The sequence below is a fragment of the Planococcus notacanthi genome (assembly GCF_030407825.1).
Classification (GTDB): Bacteria; Bacillota; Bacilli; order Bacillales_A; family Planococcaceae; genus Planococcus; species Planococcus notacanthi.
Genome location: NZ_JASDCQ010000008.1, coordinates 19,650 through 46,086 on the forward strand (window position 1 = coordinate 19,650; position 26,437 = coordinate 46,086).

At 44.9% G+C, this 26,437-nt stretch carries 21 protein-coding genes; all 21 read left to right on the forward strand.

The genetic code is table 11. The features are described from left to right. The first annotated feature begins 101 nt into the window (after positions 1-101). The 21 genes from rpoB to rplB all read left to right on the forward strand — a co-directional run bounded on the left by rpoB (position 102) and on the right by rplB (position 26,433). Complete coding sequence (rpoB, locus tag QMA01_RS17240; protein ID WP_191716864.1) at positions 102-3,656, forward strand: DNA-directed RNA polymerase subunit beta; 3,555 nt, start codon at positions 102-104, stop codon at positions 3,654-3,656. 107 nt (positions 3,657-3,763) lie between these two features. Continuing rightward, complete coding sequence (gene rpoC / locus QMA01_RS17245) at positions 3,764-7,369, forward strand: DNA-directed RNA polymerase subunit beta' (protein WP_191716865.1); 3,606 nt, start codon at positions 3,764-3,766, stop codon at positions 7,367-7,369. A 137-nt stretch (positions 7,370-7,506) separates the two neighbouring features. Beyond that, positions 7,507-7,755, forward strand: a complete 249-nt coding sequence (locus tag QMA01_RS17250; RefSeq protein WP_290215550.1) for a ribosomal L7Ae/L30e/S12e/Gadd45 family protein — start codon at positions 7,507-7,509, stop codon at positions 7,753-7,755. A 98-nt stretch (positions 7,756-7,853) separates the two neighbouring features. Beyond that, positions 7,854-8,273, forward strand: a complete 420-nt coding sequence (gene rpsL, locus QMA01_RS17255) for a 30S ribosomal protein S12 (protein WP_049694534.1) — start codon at positions 7,854-7,856, stop codon at positions 8,271-8,273. 44 nt (positions 8,274-8,317) lie between these two features. Then, complete coding sequence (rpsG, locus tag QMA01_RS17260; protein ID WP_008432480.1) at positions 8,318-8,788, forward strand: 30S ribosomal protein S7; 471 nt, start codon at positions 8,318-8,320, stop codon at positions 8,786-8,788. A 50-nt stretch (positions 8,789-8,838) separates the two neighbouring features. Next, on the forward strand, positions 8,839-10,917 hold the full coding sequence (gene fusA, locus QMA01_RS17265; protein WP_290215551.1) for an elongation factor G: 2,079 nt from the start codon (positions 8,839-8,841) through the stop codon (positions 10,915-10,917). A 116-nt stretch (positions 10,918-11,033) separates the two neighbouring features. After that, positions 11,034-12,221: an elongation factor Tu gene (gene tuf, locus QMA01_RS17270; protein WP_191716868.1), complete on the forward strand. Its 1,188-nt coding sequence runs from the start codon at positions 11,034-11,036 to the stop codon at positions 12,219-12,221. A 326-nt stretch (positions 12,222-12,547) separates the two neighbouring features. Further along, positions 12,548-13,447 (forward strand): branched-chain-amino-acid transaminase, encoded by a 900-nt coding sequence (gene ilvE / locus QMA01_RS17275; protein WP_290215552.1) that lies wholly within the window; start codon positions 12,548-12,550, stop codon positions 13,445-13,447. A gap of 344 nt (positions 13,448-13,791) precedes the next feature. Beyond that, positions 13,792-15,519 (forward strand): biosynthetic-type acetolactate synthase large subunit, encoded by a 1,728-nt coding sequence (ilvB, locus tag QMA01_RS17280; protein ID WP_191716870.1) that lies wholly within the window; start codon positions 13,792-13,794, stop codon positions 15,517-15,519. Further along, complete coding sequence (gene ilvN / locus QMA01_RS17285) at positions 15,516-16,028, forward strand: acetolactate synthase small subunit (protein ID WP_191716871.1); 513 nt, start codon at positions 15,516-15,518, stop codon at positions 16,026-16,028. Before ilvB ends, ilvN begins: the two co-directional genes overlap by 4 nt. A gap of 27 nt (positions 16,029-16,055) precedes the next feature. Continuing rightward, entirely contained in the window at positions 16,056-17,090 is a 1,035-nt protein-coding gene (gene ilvC / locus QMA01_RS17290; RefSeq protein ID WP_203341401.1) for a ketol-acid reductoisomerase, read from the forward strand. Then, positions 17,077-18,618 (forward strand): 2-isopropylmalate synthase, encoded by a 1,542-nt coding sequence (locus QMA01_RS17295; protein ID WP_191716873.1) that lies wholly within the window; start codon positions 17,077-17,079, stop codon positions 18,616-18,618. The genes ilvC and QMA01_RS17295 overlap by 14 nt, the downstream gene beginning before the upstream one ends. A gap of 31 nt (positions 18,619-18,649) precedes the next feature. Further along, a complete protein-coding gene (gene leuB, locus QMA01_RS17300) occupies positions 18,650-19,750 on the forward strand; it encodes a 3-isopropylmalate dehydrogenase (RefSeq protein ID WP_191716874.1) in 1,101 nt (366 codons plus the stop codon). Between the two features lie 18 nt (positions 19,751-19,768). Beyond that, positions 19,769-21,187, forward strand: a complete 1,419-nt coding sequence (gene leuC, locus QMA01_RS17305) for a 3-isopropylmalate dehydratase large subunit (RefSeq protein ID WP_203341404.1) — start codon at positions 19,769-19,771, stop codon at positions 21,185-21,187. 25 nt (positions 21,188-21,212) lie between these two features. After that, positions 21,213-21,806 (forward strand): 3-isopropylmalate dehydratase small subunit, encoded by a 594-nt coding sequence (leuD, locus tag QMA01_RS17310; protein ID WP_203341405.1) that lies wholly within the window; start codon positions 21,213-21,215, stop codon positions 21,804-21,806. A gap of 249 nt (positions 21,807-22,055) precedes the next feature. After that, positions 22,056-23,378 (forward strand): Na+/H+ antiporter family protein, encoded by a 1,323-nt coding sequence (locus QMA01_RS17315; RefSeq protein WP_191716877.1) that lies wholly within the window; start codon positions 22,056-22,058, stop codon positions 23,376-23,378. A 254-nt stretch (positions 23,379-23,632) separates the two neighbouring features. After that, positions 23,633-23,941: a 30S ribosomal protein S10 gene (gene rpsJ / locus QMA01_RS17320; RefSeq protein ID WP_042478628.1), complete on the forward strand. Its 309-nt coding sequence runs from the start codon at positions 23,633-23,635 to the stop codon at positions 23,939-23,941. 49 nt (positions 23,942-23,990) lie between these two features. After that, the gene (rplC, locus tag QMA01_RS17325; protein ID WP_191716878.1) at positions 23,991-24,620 is read left to right on the forward strand and encodes a 50S ribosomal protein L3; all 630 of its coding nucleotides are present in this window, start codon (positions 23,991-23,993) and stop codon (positions 24,618-24,620) included. Positions 24,621-24,649: 29 nt separating this feature from the next. After that, on the forward strand, positions 24,650-25,273 hold the full coding sequence (gene rplD / locus QMA01_RS17330; RefSeq protein ID WP_191716879.1) for a 50S ribosomal protein L4: 624 nt from the start codon (positions 24,650-24,652) through the stop codon (positions 25,271-25,273). Next, positions 25,273-25,557, forward strand: coding sequence for a 50S ribosomal protein L23 (gene rplW, locus QMA01_RS17335; RefSeq protein WP_006828930.1), 285 nt, complete (start codon positions 25,273-25,275; stop codon positions 25,555-25,557). The genes rplD and rplW overlap by 1 nt, the downstream gene beginning before the upstream one ends. Before the next feature lie 45 nt (positions 25,558-25,602). Next, the gene (rplB, locus tag QMA01_RS17340; RefSeq protein WP_191716880.1) at positions 25,603-26,433 is read left to right on the forward strand and encodes a 50S ribosomal protein L2; all 831 of its coding nucleotides are present in this window, start codon (positions 25,603-25,605) and stop codon (positions 26,431-26,433) included. Positions 26,434-26,437 lie beyond the last annotated feature (4 nt).

A 26,437-nucleotide genomic window follows, 5' to 3' on the forward strand; every position in this document is an offset into this window, starting at 1 on the left:
TGAGCTAATTTAGTCTCGTTTTCTTTTTGTCTTTTCGATATCATACACTATTTTGTGGAAATCGCAAAGACCTATAATCGTTTTATTGAGGGGTGAATAAGTTGGTAGGTCAACTAGTTCAGTACGGTCAACATCGTCAACGCAGAAGTTTTTCGAGAATCAGTGAAGTGCTGGATCTTCCGAACTTGATCGAAATTCAATCGTCATCTTACGAATGGTTCCTTGAAGAAGGACTTCGCGAAATGTTCCGGGATATCTCGCCGATTGAAGATTTCACAGGGAATCTATCACTCGAGTTTGTTGATTACAGTCTCGCGGAACCGAAGTATCCAGTCGATGAATCGAAAGAACGTGACGTTACTTACGCAGCGCCGCTGCGTGTCAAAGTGCGTCTACACAACAAAGAAACAGATGAAGTGAAAGAACAGGATGTCTTTATGGGGGATTTCCCATTAATGACAGAAACGGGTACTTTCGTCATCAACGGCGCAGAGCGCGTCATCGTTTCCCAATTGGTTCGTTCGCCAAGTGTTTATTTCCACGACAAGACAGACAAAAATGGTAAAAAAGGCTTTGGAGCAACTGTTATTCCGAACCGTGGAGCATGGTTGGAATATGAAACAGATGCGAAAGATGTCGTGTATGTCAGAATTGACCGCACACGTAAATTGCCGGTAACGGTTCTTTTGAGGGCTCTTGGCTTCGGATCTGACCAGGAAATCATTGATTTACTTGGCGATAACGAATTCCTTCAAAATACGCTTGAAAAAGATAACACAGAGAGCACAGAAAAAGCGCTTCTTGAAATTTACGAACGCTTGCGCCCTGGTGAGCCACCGACGGTTGAAAGTGCGAAGAGCTTATTGTATTCACGCTTTTTCGACCCAAAACGCTATGACTTAGCAAATGTCGGCCGTTATAAAATGAACAAAAAACTTCATATTAAAAACCGTCTTTTCAACCAAACCATTGCTGAAACATTGGTGGACCCTGAAACTGGCGAAATTTTAGTTGAAGCTGGCACATTGATTGACCGTCGTGTACTTGATCGTTTGATCCCGAACTTGGAAAATGGAGTTGGTTTCCATACTGTTTCCCAAGTAGGCGGAGTTCTGGAAGGCGAAGTTACCTTGCAGTCGGTCAAAATCTACGCGCCAAACAGTGAAGACCAGAAAGAAATCACTGTCATCAGTAATGCTTATATAGAAGATAAGATCAAACATGTAACGCCGGCTGATATTATTTCTTCTATCAGTTACTTCTTTAACCTACTTTACGGTGTCGGAAACACGGATGATATCGATCATCTTGGTAACCGCCGTCTTCGTTCAGTAGGGGAATTGCTTCAGAACCAATTCCGTATTGGATTGTCCCGTATGGAGCGCGTTGTGCGCGAACGGATGTCCATTAACGATACACAGGCAATCGTCCCTCAGCAATTGATCAATATCCGTCCGGTTATTGCATCAATTAAAGAGTTCTTCGGCAGCTCGCAGCTTTCACAGTTTATGGATCAAACCAATCCATTGGCTGAATTGACACACAAACGCCGTCTGTCGGCGCTTGGGCCCGGTGGTTTAACGCGTGAACGTGCTGGATTTGAAGTGCGTGACGTTCACTATTCGCATTATGGCCGCATGTGTCCAATTGAAACACCTGAGGGTCCGAACATTGGATTGATCAATACTCTGTCAACATTCGCGAAAGTGAATAAGTTCGGTTTCATTGAAACCCCTTATCGCCGTGTAGATCCTGAGACAGGGCTTGTTACCTCGCAGATTGATTACCTGACTGCGGATGAAGAAGATAACTATGTAGTGGCTCAGGCCAACTCGAAGCTGAATGACGATGGTTCATTTGCCGACGATGGTGTTGTGGCACGTTTCCGCGGTGAAAACACCGTTTATAAACGCGGCAGCATCGATTACATGGATGTTTCTCCAAAACAGGTCGTTTCTGTAGCGACAGCTTGTATCCCGTTCCTTGAAAACGATGACTCCAACCGAGCATTGATGGGAGCGAACATGCAGCGTCAGGCAGTTCCGTTATTGAATCCGGAAGCTCCTTTTGTTGGAACCGGTATGGAACACCTGGCAGCTCGTGATTCTGGTGCAGCTGTCGTTGCAAAACATGATGGCATTGTAGAATACGTGGAAGCCAAGGAAATTTCAGTCCGCCGCATCGAAGTTGTGGATGGCAATGAAGTCCGAGGCGACCTGGATACCTACAAATTGCAGAAATTCGTCCGTTCTAACCAAGGGACAAGTTATAACCAACGCCCGATCGTTAAAGTCGGAGACCGTATTTCCAAACGCGACATTCTTGCTGACGGACCTTCAATGGAACGTGGGGAGATGGCATTAGGAAGAAACGTACTGGTTGCCTTCATGACATGGGATGGCTTTAACTACGAAGATGCGATCATCATGAGTGAGCGCTTAGTGAAAGACGATGTTTATACATCTGTCCATATCGAAGAGTACGAATCCGATTCACGTGATACGAAATTGGGGCCGGAAGAAATTACGCGTGATATCCCGAACGTTGGGGAAGACGCATTGCGTAACCTGGATGACCGAGGAATTATCCGTGTCGGAGCTGAAGTGAAAGATGGAGATATTCTAGTCGGTAAAGTAACACCTAAGGGCGTTACGGAATTGACTGCTGAAGAACGTCTTCTTCATGCGATCTTCGGTGAAAAAGCACGTGAAGTGCGCGATACTTCATTGCGGGTGCCTCACGGCGCTGGCGGTATTGTACTGGATGTTAAAATCTTCAACCGTGAAGATGGAGACGAATTGCCACCGGGTGTAAACCAGTTGGTTCGTGCATATATCGTTCAAAAACGTAAAATCTCCGTCGGCGATAAAATGGCTGGACGCCACGGAAACAAAGGTGTTATTTCAAGAATTCTTCCTGAAGAAGATATGCCATTCATGCCAGACGGCACACCGGTCGACATCATGTTGAACCCACTTGGTGTACCATCGCGTATGAATATCGGTCAGGTACTTGAACTGCATCTTGGAATGGCTTCCCGTTCACTTGGAATTCATATGGCTTCATCTGTATTTGATGGAGCGAATGAAGAAGATGTACTGGAAACAATGGAAGAATCAGGTATGCCGCGCGATGGCAAAACAATTCTCTATGATGGCCGTTCTGGTGAAGCATTCGATAACCGTGTGTCTGTAGGGATCATGTATATGATCAAACTTGCCCACATGGTCGATGATAAATTGCACGCCCGTTCAACTGGACCTTACTCATTGGTTACACAACAGCCATTGGGTGGTAAAGCACAATTCGGCGGACAGCGTTTTGGTGAAATGGAAGTATGGGCACTTGAAGCATATGGTGCTGCACATACATTGCAGGAAATCTTAACCGTGAAGTCGGATGACGTCGTAGGCCGCGTGAAAACGTATGAAGCGATCGTCAAAGGTGAAAGTGTACCGGAACCAAGTGTGCCGGAATCATTCAAAGTTTTGATTAAAGAGCTTCAAAGTTTAGGTATGGATGTCAAGATGCTGACGATTGATGATGAAGAAATCGAATTGCGCGACCTGGATGAAGAAGAAGATCTTCAGCCTGCGGATTCATTGAACATCCTTCCGATTGCAGATACAGAAGCACCGGTTGGAACGATTGATTAATGCCCATTGGAATCGAACGGCTTTAAACGGCCGTTCTCCATTTATTCGTTTAGCCATTACCGAGGAAGAGCCGTACAGAAACTCGAGACAAAAGGGAGGTAGGCTCCTTGATAGATGTTAATAATTTTGAGTATATGAAAATCGGATTAGCGTCACCCGATAAAATTCGCTCATGGTCTTATGGAGAAGTCAAAAAGCCAGAAACAATCAATTACCGTACACTGAAACCTGAAAAAGATGGTTTGTTCTGTGAACGTATTTTCGGTCCTACAAAAGACTGGGAATGCCATTGTGGTAAATACAAGCGTGTCCGTTATAAAGGCGTTGTCTGCGATCGCTGCGGCGTTGAAGTAACACGTTCAAAAGTTCGCCGCGAACGCATGGGACATATTGAATTAGCAGCTCCTGTTTCGCATATCTGGTATTTCAAAGGAATTCCAAGCCGCATGGGACTTATCTTGGATATGTCTCCACGTTCACTTGAAGAAGTCATTTACTTTGCTTCTTATGTGGTAATCGATCCTGCGGATACACCGCTTGAAAAGAAACAGCTTCTTTCTGAAAAAGAATACCGCGCTTACCGTGATAAGTTTGGCAAGAAATTCCAAGCTGCCATGGGAGCGGAAGCAATCAAACGTCTATTGCAGGAAATTGACCTTGAACGCGAAACGGATTCTTTGAAAGAAGAGTTGAAAACGGCTCAAGGCCAGCGCCGCACCCGTGCGATCAAACGTCTTGAAGTGGTTGAATCATTCCGTAACTCAGGCAACAACCCTGACTGGATGATTCTAGACGTACTTCCTGTTATTCCACCTGAACTTCGTCCGATGGTTCAATTAGACGGCGGCCGCTTTGCGACTTCCGATTTAAACGACCTTTATCGCCGCGTAATCAACCGGAATAACCGTCTGAAACGTCTTTTGGACCTTGGTGCACCAAGCATCATCGTTCAAAACGAAAAACGTATGTTGCAAGAAGCTGTTGATGCGTTGATCGACAACGGCCGCCGCGGCCGTCCGGTCACAGGACCTGGTAACCGTCCATTGAAATCTCTTTCTCATATGCTGAAAGGGAAACAAGGGCGTTTCCGCCAAAACCTTCTTGGTAAACGAGTTGATTACTCAGGCCGTTCCGTTATCGTAGTTGGACCTAACCTGAAGATGTATCAATGTGGTTTGCCGAAAGGAATGGCAATCGAGTTGTTCAAGCCTTTCGTTATGAAAGAATTGGTTGAACGCGGATTGGCCCATAACATCAAGAGTGCGAAACGCAAAATCGAACGTCTTCACTCTGAAGTTTGGGATGTATTGGAAGATGTCATCAAGGAGCATCCGGTTCTATTGAACCGCGCACCGACTCTTCACAGACTGGGTATTCAGGCATTTGAACCGACATTGGTTGAAGGTAAAGCGATCCGTCTGCATCCGCTTGTATGTACTGCATACAACGCCGATTTCGATGGTGACCAAATGGCTGTCCACGTACCTCTATCATCCGAAGCTCAGGCAGAAGCACGTCTGTTGATGCTTGCAGCTCAGAACATCTTGAACCCGAAAGACGGAAAACCTGTTGTAACACCATCTCAGGATATGGTTCTAGGAAACTATTACTTAACTCTGGAGCGTAAAGGTGCTACAGGCGAAGGCGCTACTTTCTCAGGACCTGAAGAAGTGATGATCGCTTACCAAACAGGCCATGTCCACTTGCATACACGTATTGCAATTCAGGCTGGATCCGTCAACAACCCGACATTCACAGAAGAACAGAACAAAATGCTTTTATTGACTACTGTTGGTAAAATCATTTTCAACGAAATTCTGCCGAAGTCATTCCCGTACATCAACGAACCGACTGATTACAATCTGCAGGTGGAAACACCAGCGAAATACTTTGTCCCTACAACGACAGATATTCGCAAGCATATTGAAGAAGCGGAACTTGTAACTCCATTCAAGAAGAAAATTCTTGGGGAAATCATCGCGGAAGTCTTCAAACGTTTCCACATTACGGAAACTTCGAAGATGCTTGACCGTATGAAGAGCCTTGGATTCAAATATTCGACACAAGCCGGCATCACTGTTGGTGTAGCGGATATCGTAGTTCTTCCTGACAAAGGAGAAATCTTGGTTGATGCACAAGAAAACGTCGATAAAGTAATGAAACAATTCCGTCGCGGATTGATTACAGAAGAAGAGCGATATGCACGTGTCATTTCTTATTGGAGCAACGCAAAAGATATCATCCAGAACAAACTGATGGCATCTCTTGATAACTTGAATCCAATCTTTATGATGAGTGATTCCGGAGCTCGTGGTAACGCATCTAACTTTACGCAGCTTGCGGGTATGCGTGGATTGATGGCCAACCCGGCTGGACGCATTATTGAACTTCCGATTAAATCTTCCTTCCGTGAAGGATTAACAGTACTTGAATATTTCATCTCTACTCACGGTGCTCGTAAAGGTCTTGCCGATACAGCACTGAAAACAGCCGATTCTGGTTACTTGACTCGTCGTTTGGTAGACGTTGCACAAGATGCAATTGTCCGCGAAAATGATTGTGGCACGGACAGAGGCTTGCTGGTAGGGGCGTTGATGGAAGGCACAGAAGTGATTGAAGAGCTTGATGAGCGTATCGTTGGCCGCCATGCTAAGAAAACAATCCGCCATCCGGAAACAAAAGAAGTTATTGTAGCGAAAGATGAATTGATTACACAAGACCTGACTCGCCTTATTATCGAAGCAGGCATTAAAGAAGTAACAATTCGCTCTGCGTTTACATGTAATACAAAACACGGCGTTTGTAAGAAGTGTTACGGCACTAACTTGGCAACTGGAGACGAAGTTGAAGTGGGCGAAGCAGTAGGTATTATTGCAGCTCAATCAATCGGTGAGCCAGGAACTCAGTTGACGATGCGTACATTCCATACAGGCGGGGTAGCAGGAGACGATATTACACAAGGTCTTCCGCGTATCCAGGAAATCTTCGAATCGCGTAATCCGAAAGGCCAGGCAGTTATTTCTGAAATTACAGGTACCGTTACTGAAATTGACGAAATTCGCGAAGGCCAGAAAGAAGTAACGATTCAAGGGGATGTTGAAACCCGTAAATATCTAGCTCCTTATAATGCACGCATTAAAGTTCAAGTGGATGATGCTATTGTTCGAGGCGAAGTATTGACTGACGGTTCAATTGATCCGAAGCAATTGCTTCAAGTAAAAGACGTTCAGGCTGTTCAAGTGTATCTATTGAAAGAAGTTCAAAAAGTATACCGTATGCAAGGGGTAGAAATCGGCGATAAGCACGTAGAAGTTATGGTTCGTCAAATGTTCCGTAAAGTCCGCGTTATTGAAGCCGGTGACACTGAATTGCTGCCAGGTTCACTATTGGATATTCACCAATTCACTGAAGCCAACGTCAAAGCGGTTCTAGAAGGCAATCTGCCAGCGACAAGCCGTCCTGTTATCCTGGGGATCACAAAAGCTTCCCTTGAAACAGAATCCTTCCTATCTGCCGCATCCTTCCAGGAAACAACTCGTGTCCTAACTGATGCAGCGATTAAAGGAAAACGTGATGAACTTCTCGGATTGAAAGAGAACGTCATTATCGGTAAACTTGTTCCAGCTGGAACAGGAATGCAGCGTTACCGCCAGATTAAGATTGCTCAAAGCGAAAAAGCGGAGAAGCAGGAAATAGTCGGCACAGAATCATAAAATGAAATAATGGATTCCGGGGGGTTCCTGAATAATCTCCCCGGGATTTTTTAAGATTCCTGTTGACAGCATTGTCATAGGATGATAATATGTTGAGGGTTGATGGTTAACGGTCTGACGCTTTGGAGGATATGAAAATGTCTAATGAAAAAGTAAAACAGGCAAGTCAAATAATCATCGGTACAAAGCAGACAGTAAAAGCATTAAAGAGCGGTATTGTCCAAGAAGTAATAGTGGCAAGAGACGCGGACGATCGAATGACCGAACAGATTATCCAACTAGCCTTAGAAAAAGGTATTCGGATCGAATTTGCAGATTCACGATTGAAGCTTGGCAAAGCATATGGCATTAATGTCGGTGCAGCTGCTGTGGCGATTACTGGATAACAGTTTTTGTGTAAATCACAAAGACTTTGTTTTTTACCCAAAAATGAACCACCTGGATATGTGGTATTAGAACACCTTTTGAGAGGAGGAAAAAATCGATGCCTACAATTAACCAATTAGTTAACAAGCCTCGTAAACCGAAGAGCACGAAATCAGATTCACCAGCGTTAAACAAAGGGTACAACAGCTTTAAAAAGTCTCAGACTAACGTGACATCACCACAGAAACGTGGAGTATGTACTCGTGTTGGTACGATGACACCGAAAAAACCAAACTCCGCATTGCGTAAATATGCGCGTGTACGTTTGACAAACCAAATCGAGGTTAATGCTTACATCCCTGGAGAAGGTCACAACCTTCAAGAGCACAGTGTAGTTCTTCTTCGCGGCGGACGCGTAAAAGATTTACCGGGTGTGCGTTACCATATCGTACGTGGAGCACTTGATACAGCTGGAGTAAACGGCCGTATGCAAAGTCGTTCTAAATACGGAACTAAACGTCCTAAAGTAAAAAAATAATAAGTTAATTTAACGAAGAGAATTCGTTGAAAGGAGGAACATACATGCCTCGTAAAGGTCCTGTAGCTAAACGTGACGTGTTGCCAGATCCAATTTACAATTCGAAATTGGTGACACGCTTAATTAATAAAATGATGGTTGACGGAAAAAGAGGTACTTCACAAAAGATCCTATACGGAGCGTTTGAGTTAGTTAAAGAACGCAGCGGTAAAGATCCGATTGAAGTATACGAACAAGCATTGACTAACGTTATGCCAGTTCTTGAAGTACGCGCTCGCCGTGTTGGTGGAGCTAACTACCAAGTACCGGTTGAAGTTCGTCCTGAACGCCGTACAACTCTAGGTCTTCGCTACCTTGTAAACTATTCACGTCTTCGTGGAGAGAAAACAATGGAAGAGCGTTTGGCTAATGAAATTTTAGATGCTGCTAACAACACTGGTGCAGCTGTTAAAAAACGTGAAGATATTCATAAAATGGCGGAAGCAAACAAAGCATTTGCTCACTATCGCTGGTAATTTCTTTCGAGATGTTTACATCTTAAACCGAAACGGAAGGTGAAAAAAACATGACTAGAGAGTTCCCATTAGACAAGACACGTAATATCGGGATCATGGCACACATCGATGCCGGTAAAACGACTACTACGGAACGTATTTTATACTACACTGGTAAAATCCACAAAATCGGGGAAACGCACGAAGGTGCTTCTCAAATGGACTGGATGGAGCAAGAGCAGGAACGCGGAATTACAATCACGTCTGCTGCAACAACTGCTTCATGGAAAAACCACCGTGTAAACATCATCGATACTCCAGGACACGTAGATTTCACTGTTGAAGTTGAACGTTCATTGCGCGTACTTGATGGCGCTGTTACAGTTCTTGATGCTCAATCAGGTGTTGAGCCGCAAACTGAAACAGTTTGGCGTCAAGCTACAACATACGGAGTTCCTCGTATCGTATTTATCAACAAAATGGATAAAATCGGTGCTGACTTCCTTTACTCTGTAGGCACATTGCATGAACGTCTACAAGCTAATGCTCACCCGATCCAATTGCCAATCGGCGCAGAAGACAACTTTTCAGCAATCATTGATTTAGTTGAAATGAATGCACGCTTCTACGCAAATGATCAGGGAACTGAAATTACCGATGGCGAAATTCCTGAAGAGTACAAAGAACTTGCTGAGGAATGGCACACTAAATTAGTGGAAGCTGTTGCTGAGCTTGACGAAGACTTGATGGAAAAATACCTTGGCGGGGAAGAAATCACTGTAGAAGAACTTAAAGCTGGTATCCGTAAAGGAACACTAGACGTTGAGTTTTACCCAGTAGTTTGCGGAACTGCTTTCAAAAACAAAGGGGTTCAATTAATGCTTGATGCAGTAATTGATTACCTACCATCACCATTGGATGTACCTCCGATGACTGGTGTTCTTCCTGATTCAGACGAAGAGGTATTGCGTAAACCTAGCGAAGACGAACCATTCTCTGCGTTGGCGTTTAAAGTAATGACAGATCCATACGTTGGGAAATTGACTTTCTTCCGTGTGTATTCTGGATCTCTTAAATCTGGTTCATATGTTCAGAACTCTTCTAAAGGCAAGCGTGAGCGCGTAGGACGTATCCTTCAAATGCATGCAAACTCCCGTGAAGAAATTTCTGAAGTATATTGCGGAGATATCGCGGCTGCTATCGGACTTAAAGATACATCAACAGGTGATACTTTAAGTGACGAGAAACACCAAGTAATTCTTGAGCGCATGGTCTTCCCAGAACCAGTTATCTCTCTTTCTGTGGAACCTAAGTCTAAAGCGGATCAAGATAAAATGGGTCAAGCCCTTGCGAAATTGCAAGAAGAAGATCCAACTTTCCGTGCGCACACTGACCAGGAAACTGGCCAAACAATCATCGCTGGTATGGGTGAACTTCACCTTGATATCCTCGTTGACCGTATGCGCCGTGAGTTCAACGTAGAAGCTAACGTGGGTGCACCTCAGGTATCTTACCGTGAGACATTCCGTCAGTCTGCTAAAGTTGAAGGTAAATTCGTACGCCAATCTGGTGGACGTGGACAATTCGGACACGTTTGGATTGAATTCTCTCCAAACGAAGAAGGAGCAGGTTTTGAATTTGAAAATGGTATCGTTGGTGGTGTTGTTCCACGTGAATACATCCCAGCAGTTGAAGCGGGTCTTCGTGACTCACTAGACAACGGTGTTATCGCCGGATATCCATTGATCGATATCAAAGCTCGTTTGTTCGACGGATCTTACCATGATGTTGACTCGAATGAGATGGCATTTAAAGTTGCTGCTTCTATGGCACTTAAAAATGCAATTTCGAAAGTTAATCCGGTTCTTCTTGAGCCAATTATGCGCGTTGAGGTTGTTATTCCTGAGGAATACCTTGGGGATATCATGGGTGACATCACGTCACGCCGCGGCCGTGTAGAAGGTATGGACGCTCGCGGAAACGCGCAAGTAGTTCGTGCTATGGTACCTCTTGCAGAGATGTTCGGTTATGCAACTTCATTGCGTTCAAACACGCAAGGCCGTGGTGTGTTCTCAATGCACTTCGACCACTATGAAGAAGTGCCGAAATCAATTTCTGAAGAAATCATCAAAAAAAATAAAGGTCAATAATTGAATTTTGATCTTTAATCAAGTATAAATAATTTGTATGCTCGGAATAATAGGGCCCTATTATTCCGGCACTTCAAATGAAAACATTCACTTACATTTTGAGGAGGATTTTTCTAATGGGAAAAGCTAAATTTGATCGCTCTAAAACACACGCGAATATTGGTACAATTGGTCACGTTGACCATGGTAAAACAACTTTGACTGCAGCAATCGCTACAGTACTTGCAAAACAATCAGGCGGGGAAGCTCGTTCTTACGCTCAAATCGATAACGCACCTGAAGAAAAAGAGCGCGGTATCACTATCAACACTTCACACGTTGAATATGAAACTGCAACTCGCCACTACGCACACGTTGATTGCCCTGGACACGCCGATTATGTTAAAAACATGATCACTGGTGCTGCTCAAATGGACGGCGGGATCCTAGTAGTATCTGCTGCTGACGGCCCAATGCCACAAACTCGTGAGCACATCCTTCTTTCACGTCAAGTTGGTGTTCCTTACCTAGTTGTATTCATGAACAAATGCGATATGGTAGATGACGAAGAACTTCTTGAACTAGTTGAAATGGAAGTTCGCGATCTTCTTTCTGAATATGACTTCCCTGGCGATGACATTCCTGTTATCAAAGGTTCTGCTCTTAAAGCTCTTGAAGGAGAAGCAGAATGGGAAGAAAAAATCGTTGAATTGATGAACGCGGTTGATGAGTACATTCCTACTCCACCACGTGACACTGACAAACCATTCATGATGCCTGTTGAGGATGTATTCTCAATCACTGGCCGTGGTACGGTTGCTACTGGACGCGTTGAACGCGGACAAATCAAAATCGGTGATAACGTTGATATCATTGGTCTTACTGAAGAACCAAAATCTACAACTGTAACTGGTGTAGAAATGTTCCGTAAATTGCTTGACTATGCTGAAGCTGGCGACAACATTGGTGCACTTCTTCGCGGGGTTTCTCGTGACGACGTACAACGTGGACAAGTATTGGCTAAACCAGGCACAATTACTCCACACACTGAATTCACAGCTGAAGTTTACGTTCTTTCAAAAGAAGAGGGTGGACGTCACACTCCATTCTTCACAAACTACCGTCCGCAGTTCTACTTCCGTACAACTGACGTAACTGGCGTTTGTAACCTTCCTGAAGGTGTAGAAATGGTTATGCCTGGAGATAACATAGAAATGATCGTTTCTCTAATCTCTCCAATCGCACTTGAAGAAGGAACTAAGTTCTCTATCCGTGAGGGTGGACGTACTGTAGGCGCTGGCGTTGTTGCTAAAATTACTAAGTAATAACTGCTGAGTGTTGATTTAAGACCCTGTCTCATTATTAATGAGACAGGGTCTTTTTTTGCGTTCCAATAGCTGGAGCGAAAGGTTTTTGCTGAAAATATGGGATGTTCATAAAATATTCAAACTTTTTAAAAAATCTTTAAAACTCAGTGCCAGCAACAATGAAAACGGATACATAGTTTATGAATATTCAAAATTCATAAAAAAATAGCCTATAGTTGATTGACATGCTTCGAAATAGGCGATATGATAGCAACAATTTACTAGACGCAAACAGAATTCGATATATTGCATATTATAAAACTTTCGAGAAAGAAGTGGACATCATGAGCGAACAAGTAATTTATCTAAACGGCGAATTTGTTAAAAAGGAAGACGCTAAGATTTCAGTTTACGATCACGGTTTCTTATACGGTGATGGAGTGTTTGAAGGAATCCGTTCTTATAACGGAAATGTCTTTAAACTGGAAGAACATTTAGAGCGCCTTTACGATTCAGCAAAATCGGTAATGCTCGAGATTCCACATACTTTTGAAGAGATGACAGAGATTGTTGTTAACACATTACGAGAAAATAAATTCAAAGATGCTTATATCCGCTTGATCGTTTCAAGAGGTGTCGGAAACTTAGGATTGGATCCTTACAGTTGTTCGCATCCCAGCGTAATTGTAATCGCCGAACCTTTATCGCTGTTCCCTAAATCAATGTATGAAACAGGAATCGAAATAGTATCGGTTGCGACACGGAGAAGCCGTTCGGATGTATTGAGTCCGAAAGTAAAATCTTTAAATTACATGAACAATATCCTGGTTAAGCTGGAAGCTCATCTGGCTGGTGTTTCAGAAGCATTGATGCTGAATGACCAAGGTTATGTAGCGGAAGGATCAGCAGATAACATCTTCATTGTCCGTAAAAACAAATTATTGACTCCTCCAGGTTATGTAGGAGCGCTCGAAGGAATTACGCGGAACGCAATCATGGACGTAGCTGCAGAAAAAGGCTACGACATCCAAGAAGGTGTTTTCACTAGACACGATGTGTATGTAGCAGATGAAGTGTTCCTGACAGGAACTGCAGCAGAAGTCATCGCGGTAGTGAAAGTGGATGGCCGAGTAATTGGCGACGGCAAGCCCGGACCGGTTACAAACGACTTGCTTGAATCATTTAGAGAATTAGTTCAGAACGATGGCGTTAAGGTGTATAGCGATCAGTTAAACGCAGTATAAAAAAATAATAGTTCAACTCAATGACGAGGTTAAAGTAGATGGATACTGTATTCACAGAGAGCCGGTACAGGTGGAAGCCGGTAATACAACCATTTGCGACATCCCCTCTGAGTGGATTGCTGAAAAGCTTCGGCTGTTTAGGTAGTCCCGGTGGTTTGCAAGTTAGAAATCATCGTTATCAGCGGATAAGCAATGCTTATCCATGAGGCTGCGGTTGCGCAGTGAAATAGGGTGGTACCATGAAGCTTTTTCATCCCTATGCGAAGAACATGTTTCTTTGTGTAGGGATGAAAAAGCTTTTTTGTTTTCATGCCACCGGAGACTTAGAAAAGGAGGCGGAAGGATTGGGAGTAAACGTACAAGTTAGAGAAGAAGTTAAACAGAAGCTGACAGGCAATGGTGCAGATGTACTGATTCAATCTTTAAAAGGTCAGGGTGTTGAAATGATTTTCGGCTATCCAGGAGGCGCGGTACTGCCAATTTACGATGCCTTGCACAAAAATCCAATACGCCATGTATTGGCTAGACATGAACAAGGTGCCATACACGCCGCAGAAGGCTACGCAAGAGTATCTGGAAAAGCCGGAGTTGTTCTTGCCACATCAGGACCAGGCGCAACAAACTTAGTGACAGGCATAGCGGATGCCATGTTGGACTCCTTGCCGCTGGTCATTTTCACAGGCCAGGTCGCAACTTCAGTAATAGGGACTGATGCTTTCCAGGAAGCAGACATTATCGGCATCACACAACCGATTACAAAGCATAATTACCAAGTGAAAAAAGTATCGGATCTTCCAAGAATCATTAAAGAAGCTTTCTATATTGCTTCTACTGGACGTCCAGGACCGGTCTTGGTCGATATACCGAAAAATATAGCAACTGAGTTGTTCTTATCCAATAAAGAAGAAGAGGCAGTATATCTTCCAGGGTATCAACCAACGACGAACCCGAACTACCTGCAAATCCAAAAAGCGGCTCAATTATTGTCACAGGCGAAAAGACCGTTGATTTTAGCTGGAGCCGGTATCTTGGCGGCAAAGGCAACAGAAGAGTTGAAAGTCTTCTCTGAGCGCCATCAAATTCCGGTTACCAACACATTGTTGGGCTTAGGCAGCATTGCTGGCGAACATGAACTATTCCTCGGAATGGCCGGCATGCACGGCACTTATACAGCGAATACAGCAATATGTGATTGTGATGTCTTGTTGAATATTGGTGCACGATTCGATGACCGGTTGACCGGAAATCTTGCAAGCTTTGCGCCAAATGCACAAGTAATCCATATTGATATCGACCCGGCAGAAATCGGAAAAAATGTTCCGACAGCCGTCCCGATTGTTGCGGATGCCAAAGAGGCGCTGCTTCAATTGCTTAATCAATCATTTAGAAGCCCCGACACTGCAGAATGGCTTGAAATGCTATCCGGGAACCAAGTGGAATACCCGCTTCAATACCATGCAAGAGATCGGAAAGGAATCATGCCTCAACAAGCCGTAGAGTTGATCCATCGACTGACCGGAGGCAATGCAGTTGTCACAACAGATGTGGGGCAGCATCAAATGTGGGCGGCTCAATACTACCGCTTCAATAACCCTCACAACTGGGTGACATCAGGCGGCCTCGGCACAATGGGCTTTGGTTTCCCTGCAGCCATCGGTGCCCAGTTGGCGAAACCGGATGAGCAAGTTATCTCTATAGTAGGGGATGCCGGATTCCAAATGACTTTGCAGGAACTGTCCCTACTTCAAGAGCTGCGGCTGCCGGTGAAGGTTGTTATCCTGAACAACCAAAGCTTGGGAATGGTTAGACAATGGCAGGAAACATTTTATGAAGGACGTTATTCACAATCTTTGATTCCCGTTCAACCGGATTTTGTCAAGTTGGCGGCGGCTTATGACATCAAAGGCTATAAAGTCGAAACGATGGAAGAAGCGGAAGCGGTTTTTGCAGAAGCATTTAATTCAAACGAGCCCGTGTTGATCGATTGCCGGGTGGTGCAGATGGAATGTGTTTATCCGATGGTTGCACCAGGCAAAGGCTTGAATGAAATGATCGGAGTGAAAGGCGAATGAAACGAGTCATTACAACAACGGTGATCAACCAAAGCGGGGTGTTGAACCGCGTTACAGGCTTATTGATGAAACGGCAGTTCAACATCGAAAGCATTTCGGTCGGTCACACAGAGCAGCCTGGCATGTCGAAAATGACTTTTGTGGTCAATGTAGAAGATAAAGGCAAGCTGGAGCAATTGCTGAAACAGCTGCAGAAACAAATTGATGTCATTAAAGTAAATGACATTACCGATAAGGCGATGGTGATGAGGGAACTGGCACTGGTGAAAGTGGTAGTCCCGCCAGCAGTCAGAAACGAAGTATTGAGCATCGTCGAACCGTTCCGGGCGACAGTCGTCGACATGAGCAAAAATGTAACAACATTTCAAGTAACAGGCGACCCGGAAAAAATTGAAGCATTTATTGATCTGATGAGACCGTATGGTGTGAAAGAACTGACACGAACCGGAGTATCCGCGTTTGTCAGAGAAACACAAAAAGCACAAACACCGCAATTGAACATCCTATAAAACCCAAACCCGAGGAGGAAATTAAAAATGGCTAAAATGTATTATAACCAAGATGTAAACGAACAGGTACTTAAAGGAAAGACAATCGCGGTGATCGGCTATGGTTCTCAGGGCCATGCACATGCTCAAAACTTGAAAGAATCCGGATTTGATGTAGTAGTTGGAGTGCGCCAGGGTAAATCATTCGATCAAGCTAAAAACGATGGCATGAAAGTGGCTACAGTAAAAGAAGCGGCAGAAGCGGCAGACGTGATCATGATCTTAGTGCCTGATGAAAAACAGACGCAAATCTACAACGCAGAAATCAAACCGGCATTAACAGCTGGGAAATCCCTTGTTTTTGCACACGGCTTCAACGTTCACTTTAACCAAATCGTGCCGCCTGCAGATGTGGATGTATTCTTGGTAGCTCCAAAAGGACCTGGACATCTTGTTCGCCGTACGTATGAAGCAGGTGCTGGAGTTCCTGGATTGATCGCGATCCATCAGGACGTTTCAGGACAAGCTCAGGAAATTGCCCTTGCTTATGCAAAAGGAATCGGAGCTACACGTGCAGGCGTCTTGGAAACGACATTCAAAGAAGAAACGGAAACGGATCTATTTGGAGAACAAGCTGTTCTTTGCGGCGGTGTCACTTCACTTGTAAAAGCTGGATTTGAAACATTGGTTGAAGCGGGCTACCAACCGGAACTTGCCTACTTCGAATGTATGCACGAATTGAAACTCATCGTTGACCTTATGTACGAAGGTGGCTTGTCAGGAATGCGCTACTCAATTTCCGATACAGCGCAGTGGGGAGATTTTGTTTCAGGGCCACGCATTGTAGATGCAGATACGAAAGCTCGCATGAAAGATGTTCTTACGGATATCCAGACAGGGAAATTCGCAAAAGGCTGGTTGCTTGAAAACCAATTGAATCGTCCAGAATTCACAGCAATCGAAAAAGCGGAAGAAGCTCACCAAATCGAACAAGTAGGCCGCGAATTGCGTGCAATGATGCCTTTCGTTAATGAAGGCAAAAAAGCAAAACAAAAAGAGGTGGTCGCCAATGTCACAAATTGATATTTTCGATACGACATTACGAGACGGAGAACAGTCGGCCGGGATCAACTTGAATACAGCAGAAAAAATCGAAATCGCCCGCCAGCTTGAACGTCTGGGAGTGACGATTATCGAATCAGGATTTCCTGCTTCATCTCCAGGAGATTTTGACGCTGTGCAGCGAATCGCAGGCACAGTGAAGAATTCCATCGTAACGGGCCTGGCCCGCTCGATGCAAAGTGATATTGATCGGACCTGGGAAGCGCTAAAAGGAGCGGAACAGCCGCATATTCATATCTTTTTGGCTACTTCACCTATCCATATGGAAACGAAATTATTCAAAACACCGGAGCAAGTCGTTGAACTTGCTGTAGAGTCGGTAAAATACGCGCGTAAGTTCTTCCCGTTGGTCCAATGGTCAGCGGAAGATGCTTCCCGCTCAGACCCTGAATTTTTGGCTCATATTATCCGCAAAGTGATTGAAGCGGGAGCGACGACGATTAACCTTCCAGATACAGTCGGTTATGCAACGCCTCAAGAATACGGGGCAATGTTCAAGTACATGACCGATCATGTGGCAGGAATCGAAAAAGTGAAGCTGTCAGCCCATTGCCATAACGACTTGGGGATGGCTACTGCCAATACCTTGGCCGCTATTGAAAATGGCGCTACTCAAATCGAGGGAACCATTAATGGCATCGGTGAACGTGCCGGCAACGTAGCGCTTGAAGAGATTGCAGTTGCTTTGCATATCCGCAAGCAGATCTTCAATGTTGAAACAGGGATCAACCTACATGAAATCAAACGCACAAGCCAATTGGTCAGCCAATTGACAGGCAGTTTGATTCAACCGAATAAAGCGGTTGTCGGCAAAAATGCATTTGCCCATGAATCAGGTATCCACCAGGATGGCATGCTGAAGAATCCGTTGACGTATGAAATCATCACGCCGGAACTAATCGGTGATGCAGCGACTGAATTGGTGCTTGGCAAACATTCAGGGCGCCATGCCTTTAAAGACCGGGCCGTTAAAATGGGCTTTGATTTAACAGACGAAAAGCTGAACAATGCATTTGCTGAATTCAAGAAGTTGGCTGATCGCAAGAAAGAAATTTTGGAAGATGATTTATATGTATTGCTGACTGATCAGCAAATTCATGATACGGAAACACCGGTTTACAAATTGGAAAGTGTTCAGGTTCAATATGGCACAGCCAATATCCCGACGGCGACCGCTTCTGCCTATCACCCGAATGGTGAATTGATCAGCGAAGCAGCTACTGGCGCCGGATCAGTTGAAGCGATTTTCAATACGCTCGAACGAATTGTAGAAGGCAAAGTTCATATCTTGGACTACCGTGTCACTTCCATCGGCAAAGGGCGCGACGCCTTGGGTGAAGCAGTCATCAATATGAGCTATGACGGAGAGACCGTAACGGGCCGGGATGTCGCACAGGATGTTCTGGAAGCAACAGCAAAAGCATACTTGAATGCAGTCAATCGTCAAATTGTCCAGGTAGGAAAGAAAGTCAGGATGTCGGCAGTGTAAAAAGAACAGATCGAAAGAGGAGGAATTTAAAATGAAAAAAACAATAGCGGTATTGCCAGGAGACGGAATTGGACCAGAAGTAACAGATGCGGCGGTAAAAGTGCTGCAATCCATTGCAATGCGTTATGGACATACTTTTCATTTAAAGCACGCGGCAATCGGAGGTACAGCAGTTGATCAATTCGACAACCCGCTGCCTCAGCAAACCATTGATGTTTGTGAAGAAAGTGACGCGATTCTCCTCGGTGCAGTCGGAGGAACGAAATGGGACAGCAATCCTGCTCACCTTCGTCCTGAAAAAGGGCTTTTGAACATCCGTAAGCACTTCGATTTGTTCGCCAATATCCGTCCGGTTAAAGCAGTGCCGGCTTTGCTTGCTTCTTCGCCATTAAAAGAAGAGGTGGCAAAAGAAGTGGATATGGTCATTGTCCGTGAATTGACGAGCGGTTTGTATTTTGGAGAACCGAAACGCCGTTCAGAAAAATCAGCGGTGGACACATTGGTTTATACGAGAGAAGAAATCGAACGCATCGTCAACCAGGCGTTTGAAATTGCCCGCACACGCAGAGGCAAAGTGACTTCAGTCGATAAAGCCAACGTACTGGAAACCAGCAAACTATGGCGCGAAGTTGTGGAAGAACGCAGAAAAGCCTATCCCGATATCGAAGTGGAACATATGCTGGTTGATTCAGCAGCGATGAAATTGATTACCGATCCACGTACTTTCGATGTCGTAGTGACTGAGAATATGTTCGGTGATATCTTGAGCGACGAAGCTTCGGTCATCACAGGTTCACTTGGCATGCTGCCATCTGCGAGCATCCGTTCAGACGGTTTTGGCCTTTACGAACCCGTACACGGTTCAGCACCGGATATCGCAGGACAAAACAAAGCGAATCCGGCAGCGGCCATTTTGTCCGCAGCAATGATGCTGAAGCATTCATTCGGCCTTCATACAGAAGCGGCTGCTATCGAAAAAGCGGTCATGGATGTTTTGGAAGATGGATATTGCACAGGTGATTTGGCAGGCGACGGGAAACGCACCGTTTCGACCGATCGCTTCGTCACCAAAGTAGTGGAAGAACTCGAAAGAGAATTTGTATCAGAACACATCATGTACTCTTATGTGTAAGTGGAAGGAGCGGTTCGCATGGCAAAAACAATCATAGAGAAAATTTGGGAACAGCATATCGTCTTCGAAGAGCAAGGAAAGCCGGACCTGCTATATATCGATCTTCATTTATTGCATGAGGTGACATCTCCGCAAGCGTTTGAAGGGCTTCGGTTGAACGGACGCAAAGTCCGCCGGCCGGATCTTTGCTTCGCAACGATGGACCATAATGTTCCGACCCGTAATCGGGAGACGATCACCGATCCCATTTCACGGAAACAGATCAAAACCTTGCAGGACAATTGTGATGAGTTCGGTGTTCCGCTTGCGGGCATCAACCATCCGGATCAGGGAATTGTCCATGTGATCGGACCGGAACTGGGCTTGACGCAGCCAGGAAAGACCATTGTCTGCGGCGACAGCCATACTTCGACACACGGAGCCTTTGGCGCTCTGGCATTCGGTATCGGCACCAGCGAAGTGGAGCATGTGCTTTCTACTCAGACGCTATGGCAATCAAAACCAAAAACCATGGAAGTGCGGATCGATGGCAAGCTCGGGTTTGGCGTTTCTTCAAAAGACGTCATTCTGGCCATCATTTCTAAATTCGGCATCGATATGGGAACCGGCCATATTATGGAATATACAGGAGAGGCTATTCGCGGCCTATCCATGGAAGAGCGGATGACCATCTGCAATATGTCGATTGAAGCTGGGGCACGCGCTGGGTTGATCAGTCCGGATGAGACAACAGTAGAGTACTTGAGAGGGCGCAGACATGTGCCTGAAGGCGAAGCGTTTGAAAAAGAAGCTGCCCGTTGGCTGGCTCTTGCAACAGACGAAGGCGCACAGTACGATACGTCTGTCACAATCCATGCAGATGAGATTTCTCCATTCGTTACATGGGGAACCAACCCTTCGATGGGTTCAGGCATTGCCGAACGAGTTCCATCCGCTGCGGATTACGATAAGCAGTCGGATAAAGATGCGTTAAAGCAAGCTTTGGCTTATATGCACCTGGAAGAAGGGACGCCCCTTTCTTCAATCGATATTCAGCATGTCTTCATCGGCTCCTGCACGAACGCCCGTCTTGGTGATTTGCGCGCTGCCAGTGAAATCATTAAAGGCAAGAAAGTGCATCCATCCGTAACGGCAATTGTCGTACCTGGGTCTGAAACGGTCAAACGTGCAGCAGAACAGGAAGGCTTGGATCGAGTATTTCTTGAAGCTGGCTTTGAATGGCGTGAAACGGGATGCAGTATGTGCCTGGCGATGAATGAAGATTCGGTTCCTGCGGGTGAACGTTGTGCATCTACATCCAACCGGAATTTTGAAGGACGCCAAGGAGCGGGATCGATGACGCATCTGGTGAGCCCTGTGATGGCGGCAGCGGCTGCTATTGAAGGCCACTTGACAGATGTCCGCAATTACATGAAAGAGCCCGTACCATCAGCATGACAGGCATAAATGAGGAGGCCCATCGATGAAACCGATCAATAAAATCTCAAGCGTCTTGACGCCGCTTGAACGCAAAAACGTAGATACTGACCAAATCATTTCGAAAGAGTTTCTAAAGCGTATTGAACGAACAGGATTCGGCAAATATCTCTTTTATCATTGGCGCTTCCATGCCGATGGTACACCCATAGAAGACTTTGTGCTGAATGACCCACGATTCAACGACTCCGAAATTCTGGTCGCACAAGAAAATTTCGGCTGCGGTTCTTCTCGTGAACATGCTCCTTGGGCGATTTTGGATTACGGATTCCGCGTAGTCATCGCTCCCAGCTATGCAGACATCTTCTATAATAACTGCGTGAAAAACGGCATCCTTCCGATCCGTTTGAAAGATCAGGAAGTCAACGATCTGATTGATAAAGGGCAGCGTCAGGAATTCAAGTTGGAAATCAATTTGGAAGACCAGACTGTCACTGGCCAGGACGGTACGCGTTATGAATTCGATATCGATCCTTACTGGAAGGAAATGCTGCTGAAGGGCTGGGATGAAATCGCGTTGACTTTCCAATACGACTCCTATATTGCAGCTTATGAAGAAAAGCAGCGGCAGGCTAACTAAAGAACAAGCATCCAGACGGCTGCTGTTCGAATAACTTGTCTTATCAATAAACCCTTTGCCTAATGAACGCCTCTCCATTGTTAGTTATGCCTAATGATGGAGGGGCAGTTCATCTAACCGTAAAGGGTTTTTATTTTTGGACTTTTTTGTATTTCAATAATCCGGCTATAGGATATTGACAAGCTATTCGGGTTTTGGTAATTTAAAGTGTGTACTTTAACGCTTTAGCAAACTAAAGGAGAGTTACTTATGAATGCAGTTGTCATCGCTGTCTTAGTCATGCTCGTATTGAGCTTGTTGCGGGTGAACGTCGTCTTTGCTTTATTGATTGGGGCGCTTGCAGGCGGATTGAGCGGCGGATTATCATTTATGGATACATTAACATCATTTACAGATGGATTGGGAGCAGGGGCGACTATAGCACTCAGCTATGCGATGCTTGGTGGATTCGCCGTAGCAATTTCACGGACCGGCATACCGGAGCTGCTGGTGTCCGGCGTCTTGAAATTGGTCAATAAAGACGGTGAAGCGACACGGGCGAATTTAGCGAAAGCTCTTATCATTCTGGCGCTGCTGGCAATGGCCATCTTTTCGCAAAACCTGATTCCGATTCACATCGCTTTTATTCCGTTACTGGTTCCGCCGATTTTGCATATTTTAAATGAGCTGCGGATTGACCGCCGCTTGATCGCGGCTGTCTTGACGTTCGGTCTGACAGCTCCTTATATTTTATTGCCTTATGGCTTTGGGCTGATTTTTCATGAAATTGTTTTTACGCAGATGGAACTTGCAGGTTTGGCGATTGATATGGCCGATATTCCAAAAGCCATGGCCATTCCAGTCGCAGGTCTATTGGTCGGATTAATCATTGCAGTGTTCATCTCTTACCGCAAACCACGTGATTATCATAAAGCATCTACTTCTATAGAAGAAACTCTGAAAAAGACAGCTTCCACAAAAGATGTCATCGTGACGATCGCAGCATTAGTTGCGGCTTTGATTGCTCAAATCCAGACGGATTCGATGATCATCGGTGCACTTGCCGGAATTCTTGTGCTGTATGTCTTCGGTGCCATGAAATGGCGCGAAGCGGACGACGTGCTTACGGAAGGAATGCGCATGATGGCTTTTATCGGTTTTGTTATGATTAGTGCAAATGGATTTGCCTCGGTCATCCAGGCAACAGGAGCCGTTGCACCATTGGTTGCCAGTGTATCTGAACTGTTTGCCGGCAACAAGGGTGTTGCGGCACTGGCAATGCTGATCGTTGGCCTGTTCGTGACGATGGGCATCGGCTCGTCGTTTGCAACGATTCCGATTATTGCCGCCATCTTTGTACCTTTGAGCCTGGAGTTCGAATTCTCCACAATGGCGATCATTGCACTGATTGGGACAGCAGGGGCGCTAGGAGATGCTGGGTCGCCAGCTTCTGACTCAACTTTGGGCCCGACAGCCGGATTGAACGTCGACGGACAGCACAACCATATCTGGGATACATGTGTGCCGACCTTCCTCCACTACAATATACCACTGGTGATTTTCGGTTGGATTGCTGTCATGGTGCTGGGTTAAGCTCGAAATGTTCGGACTATTATCGTCATGCTTGAAGTTCTAAAATATCCTGTTATAATAAAAAAAGCGAATAAGAAAGAATTTCGTGGAAACACTTGCGGAATTCTTTTTTCTTTTGTATAATGGTTAATGTTGGTCTTTGACTGCGATGAAGCGAGAGGTTACCGATACACCCGGCCGCTTTGCCATGGCGAGTGATTGGAAAATTTTCGTGGAGAATGTCTATCAAAAATAGGCGAAAAGGAGGGAAAATAATGGCAAAACAAAAAATTCGTATCCGTTTAAAAGCATATGATCATAGAATTCTAGATCAGTCTGCTGAGAAAATTGTAGAAACCGCTAAACGTTCAGGTGCAAGCGTATCGGGTCCGATACCGTTGCCGACTGAAAGATCGGTCTACACAATCTTGCGTGCTGTCCATAAGTACAAAGATTCTCGTGAGCAATTTGAAATGCGCACACACAAACGTCTAATCGATATCGTTAACCCGACGCCACAAACTGTCGATGCGTTGATGAAACTTGATTTACCGTCAGGCGTTGACATTGAAATTAAACTTTAATCGGTAAACGAAAATAGAAAACATAAATAATCACAGGAGGTGTGACAACATGACCAAAGGAATCTTAGGTAGAAAAATCGGTATGACGCAAGTTTTTGCTGAGAACGGTGATTTAATCCCTGTAACTGTTATTGAAGCTGCTCCAAACGTAGTACTTCAAAAGAAAACAGTTGAGGTTGACGGCTACGAAGCAATCCAATTAGGTTTTGAAGACAAGCGCGAAAAGCTTTCCAACAAACCTTCTAAAGGACACGTAGCAAAAGCGAACACTGCTCCTAAGCGCTTCATTCGCGAACTTCGCAATGTAAACTTAGCTGATTACGAGATTGGTCAAGAAGTCAAAGTAGATGTATTCGCAGAAGGCGATGTAGTAGATGTCACAGGAACAACAAAAGGTAAAGGTTTCCAAGGTGTTATCAAACGCCACGGACAATCTCGCGGACCAATGACACACGGTTCACGTTACCACCGTCGTCCTGGTTCAATGGGTCCGGTTGCTCCTAACCGCGTATTCAAACAGAAGAAATTACCTGGTCAAATGGGTGGCACGACAATTACGATTCAAAACCTTTCAATCGTGAAAGTTGATCTTGAACGTAACCTGCTTCTTGTTAAAGGTAATGTTCCTGGTTCTCGCAAAGCATTGATCCGTGTTAAATCGGCAATTAAAGCGAAATAATAATTTTTTAGAGAAAGGAGGAAACAAGAATGCCTAAAGTAGCTTTATTAAATCAAACAGGTTCACAAGTTGGCGACATCGAATTGAACGACTATGTATTCGGTATCGAACCAAATGAATCAGTGTTATTTGACGCAGTAGTGTCTCAACGCGCTTCACTTCGTCAAGGTAACCATAAAGTAAAAAATCGTTCTGAAGTAGCTGGTGGTGGTAAAAAACCATGGCGTCAAAAAGGAACTGGCCGTGCTCGTCAAGGGTCGATCCGTTCACCACAATGGCGCGGAGGCGGTATCGTATTCGGTCCAACTCCACGTAGTTATAGCTACAAACTTCCTAAGAAAGTCCGTCGTTTGGCTCTACGCTCTGCGCTTTCATCTACAGTAGCTGGAGAAAACCTGATGGTACTTGAAGGGTTGACATTTGATGCACCAAAAACAAAAGCATTCAACCAGTTGATCCAAGATCTTTCAATTGGCAAAAAAGCTTTGTTCGTAACTGCTGACCTTGATGAGAACGTTGCAAAATCTGCACGTAACCTTAAAGGAATGACAGTGGTAGCAGCAGATGGCATTAACGTTTTAGACTTGCTTGGACATGACAAGATTGTTATGACAAAAGCAGCGATTGAAAAAATTGAGGAGGTGCTTAGTTAATGGAAGCACGTGATGTAATAAAGCGTCCGGTCATTACTGAGCAATCATCTGAAGTAATGGCAGAGAAAAAGTACACTTTTGAAGTGGACACTCGCGCAAACAAAACACAAGTTAAACAAGCCGTGCAGGAGATCTTTGGCGTGAAAGTTGAGAAAGTCAACATCATGAACTACAAAGGCAAATTCAAGCGTATGGGCAAACACGCAGGATACACAAACAAACGCCGTAAAGCGATTGTTAAATTGACTGCTGAATCTAAAGATATCGAGTTGTTCGAAATTTAATTTCGATAAGTTCTTAAAGAACTACTAAAGAAGGAGGGAAACAACGTGGGCATAAGAAAATATAAACCTACCACTAACGGTCGTCGTAACATGACAACTTCAGATTTCGCTGAAATCACTACGAACAAACCTGAAAAATCGCTTTTACGACCTGTAAAGCGTAAAGGCGGCCGTAACAACCAAGGTAAAATTACTGTACGCCACCACGGTGGTGGACATAAACGCCAATACCGTGTGATTGATTTCAAACGTAACAAAGATGGCATTCCAGGACGCGTTGCTACAATCGAGTACGATCCAAACCGTTCTGCAAACATCGCTTTGATTCATTACGCTGATGGTGAGAAACGTTACATCCTAGCTCCTAAAGGAGTCGAAGTTGGAACTCAAATCATGTCAGGTGTTGAAGCAGACATCAAGGCAGGTAACGCTTTGCCGTTGTCAAACATCCCAATGGGTTCTACAATCCATAACATCGAATTGAAGCCAGGCGGCGGCGGACAACTAGTTCGTTCTGCAGGAACTTCAGCTCAAGTATTGGGTAAAGAAGGTAAATACGTAACAGTTCGTTTGCAATCAGGCGAAGTTCGCATGATCCTTGCTACTTGCCGCGCTACTATCGGTGCAGTAGGAAATGAACAGCACGAATTGATCAACATTGGTAAAGCAGGACGTAACCGCTGGAAAGGCAACCGCCCAACAGTCCGCGGATCTGTAATGAACCCTAACGATCACCCACACGGTGGTGGTGAAGGACGTTCGCCAATCGGACGTAAATCACCTATGTCTCCATGGGGCAAACCTACTCTTGGATACAAGACACGTAAGAAAACGAACAAATCCGATAAATTCATCGTGCGTCGTCGTAAAAAATAATTTG

Bases quoted from the DNA above. Each gene is read 5' to 3' on its own strand.
- rpsL (WP_049694534.1), top strand. From the start codon at position 7,854: ATGCCTACAATTAACCAATTAGTTAACAAGCCTCGTAAACCGAAGAGC.
- rplW (WP_006828930.1), top strand. From the start codon at position 25,273: ATGGAAGCACGTGATGTAATAAAGCGTCCGGTCATTACTGAGCAATCA.
- rplC (WP_191716878.1), top strand. From the start codon at position 23,991: ATGACCAAAGGAATCTTAGGTAGAAAAATCGGTATGACGCAAGTTTTT.
- rplD (WP_191716879.1), top strand. From the start codon at position 24,650: ATGCCTAAAGTAGCTTTATTAAATCAAACAGGTTCACAAGTTGGCGAC.
- QMA01_RS17250 (WP_290215550.1), top strand. From the start codon at position 7,507: ATGTCTAATGAAAAAGTAAAACAGGCAAGTCAAATAATCATCGGTACA.
- tuf (WP_191716868.1), top strand. From the start codon at position 11,034: ATGGGAAAAGCTAAATTTGATCGCTCTAAAACACACGCGAATATTGGT.
- leuD (WP_203341405.1), top strand. From the start codon at position 21,213: ATGAAACCGATCAATAAAATCTCAAGCGTCTTGACGCCGCTTGAACGC.
- ilvC (WP_203341401.1), top strand. From the start codon at position 16,056: ATGGCTAAAATGTATTATAACCAAGATGTAAACGAACAGGTACTTAAA.
- ilvN (WP_191716871.1), top strand. From the start codon at position 15,516: ATGAAACGAGTCATTACAACAACGGTGATCAACCAAAGCGGGGTGTTG.
- fusA (WP_290215551.1), top strand. From the start codon at position 8,839: ATGACTAGAGAGTTCCCATTAGACAAGACACGTAATATCGGGATCATG.
- rpsJ (WP_042478628.1), top strand. From the start codon at position 23,633: ATGGCAAAACAAAAAATTCGTATCCGTTTAAAAGCATATGATCATAGA.
- leuB (WP_191716874.1), top strand. From the start codon at position 18,650: ATGAAAAAAACAATAGCGGTATTGCCAGGAGACGGAATTGGACCAGAA.
- leuC (WP_203341404.1), top strand. From the start codon at position 19,769: ATGGCAAAAACAATCATAGAGAAAATTTGGGAACAGCATATCGTCTTC.
- QMA01_RS17295 (WP_191716873.1), top strand. From the start codon at position 17,077: ATGTCACAAATTGATATTTTCGATACGACATTACGAGACGGAGAACAG.
- rpsG (WP_008432480.1), top strand. From the start codon at position 8,318: ATGCCTCGTAAAGGTCCTGTAGCTAAACGTGACGTGTTGCCAGATCCA.
- QMA01_RS17315 (WP_191716877.1), top strand. From the start codon at position 22,056: ATGAATGCAGTTGTCATCGCTGTCTTAGTCATGCTCGTATTGAGCTTG.
- ilvE (WP_290215552.1), top strand. From the start codon at position 12,548: ATGAGCGAACAAGTAATTTATCTAAACGGCGAATTTGTTAAAAAGGAA.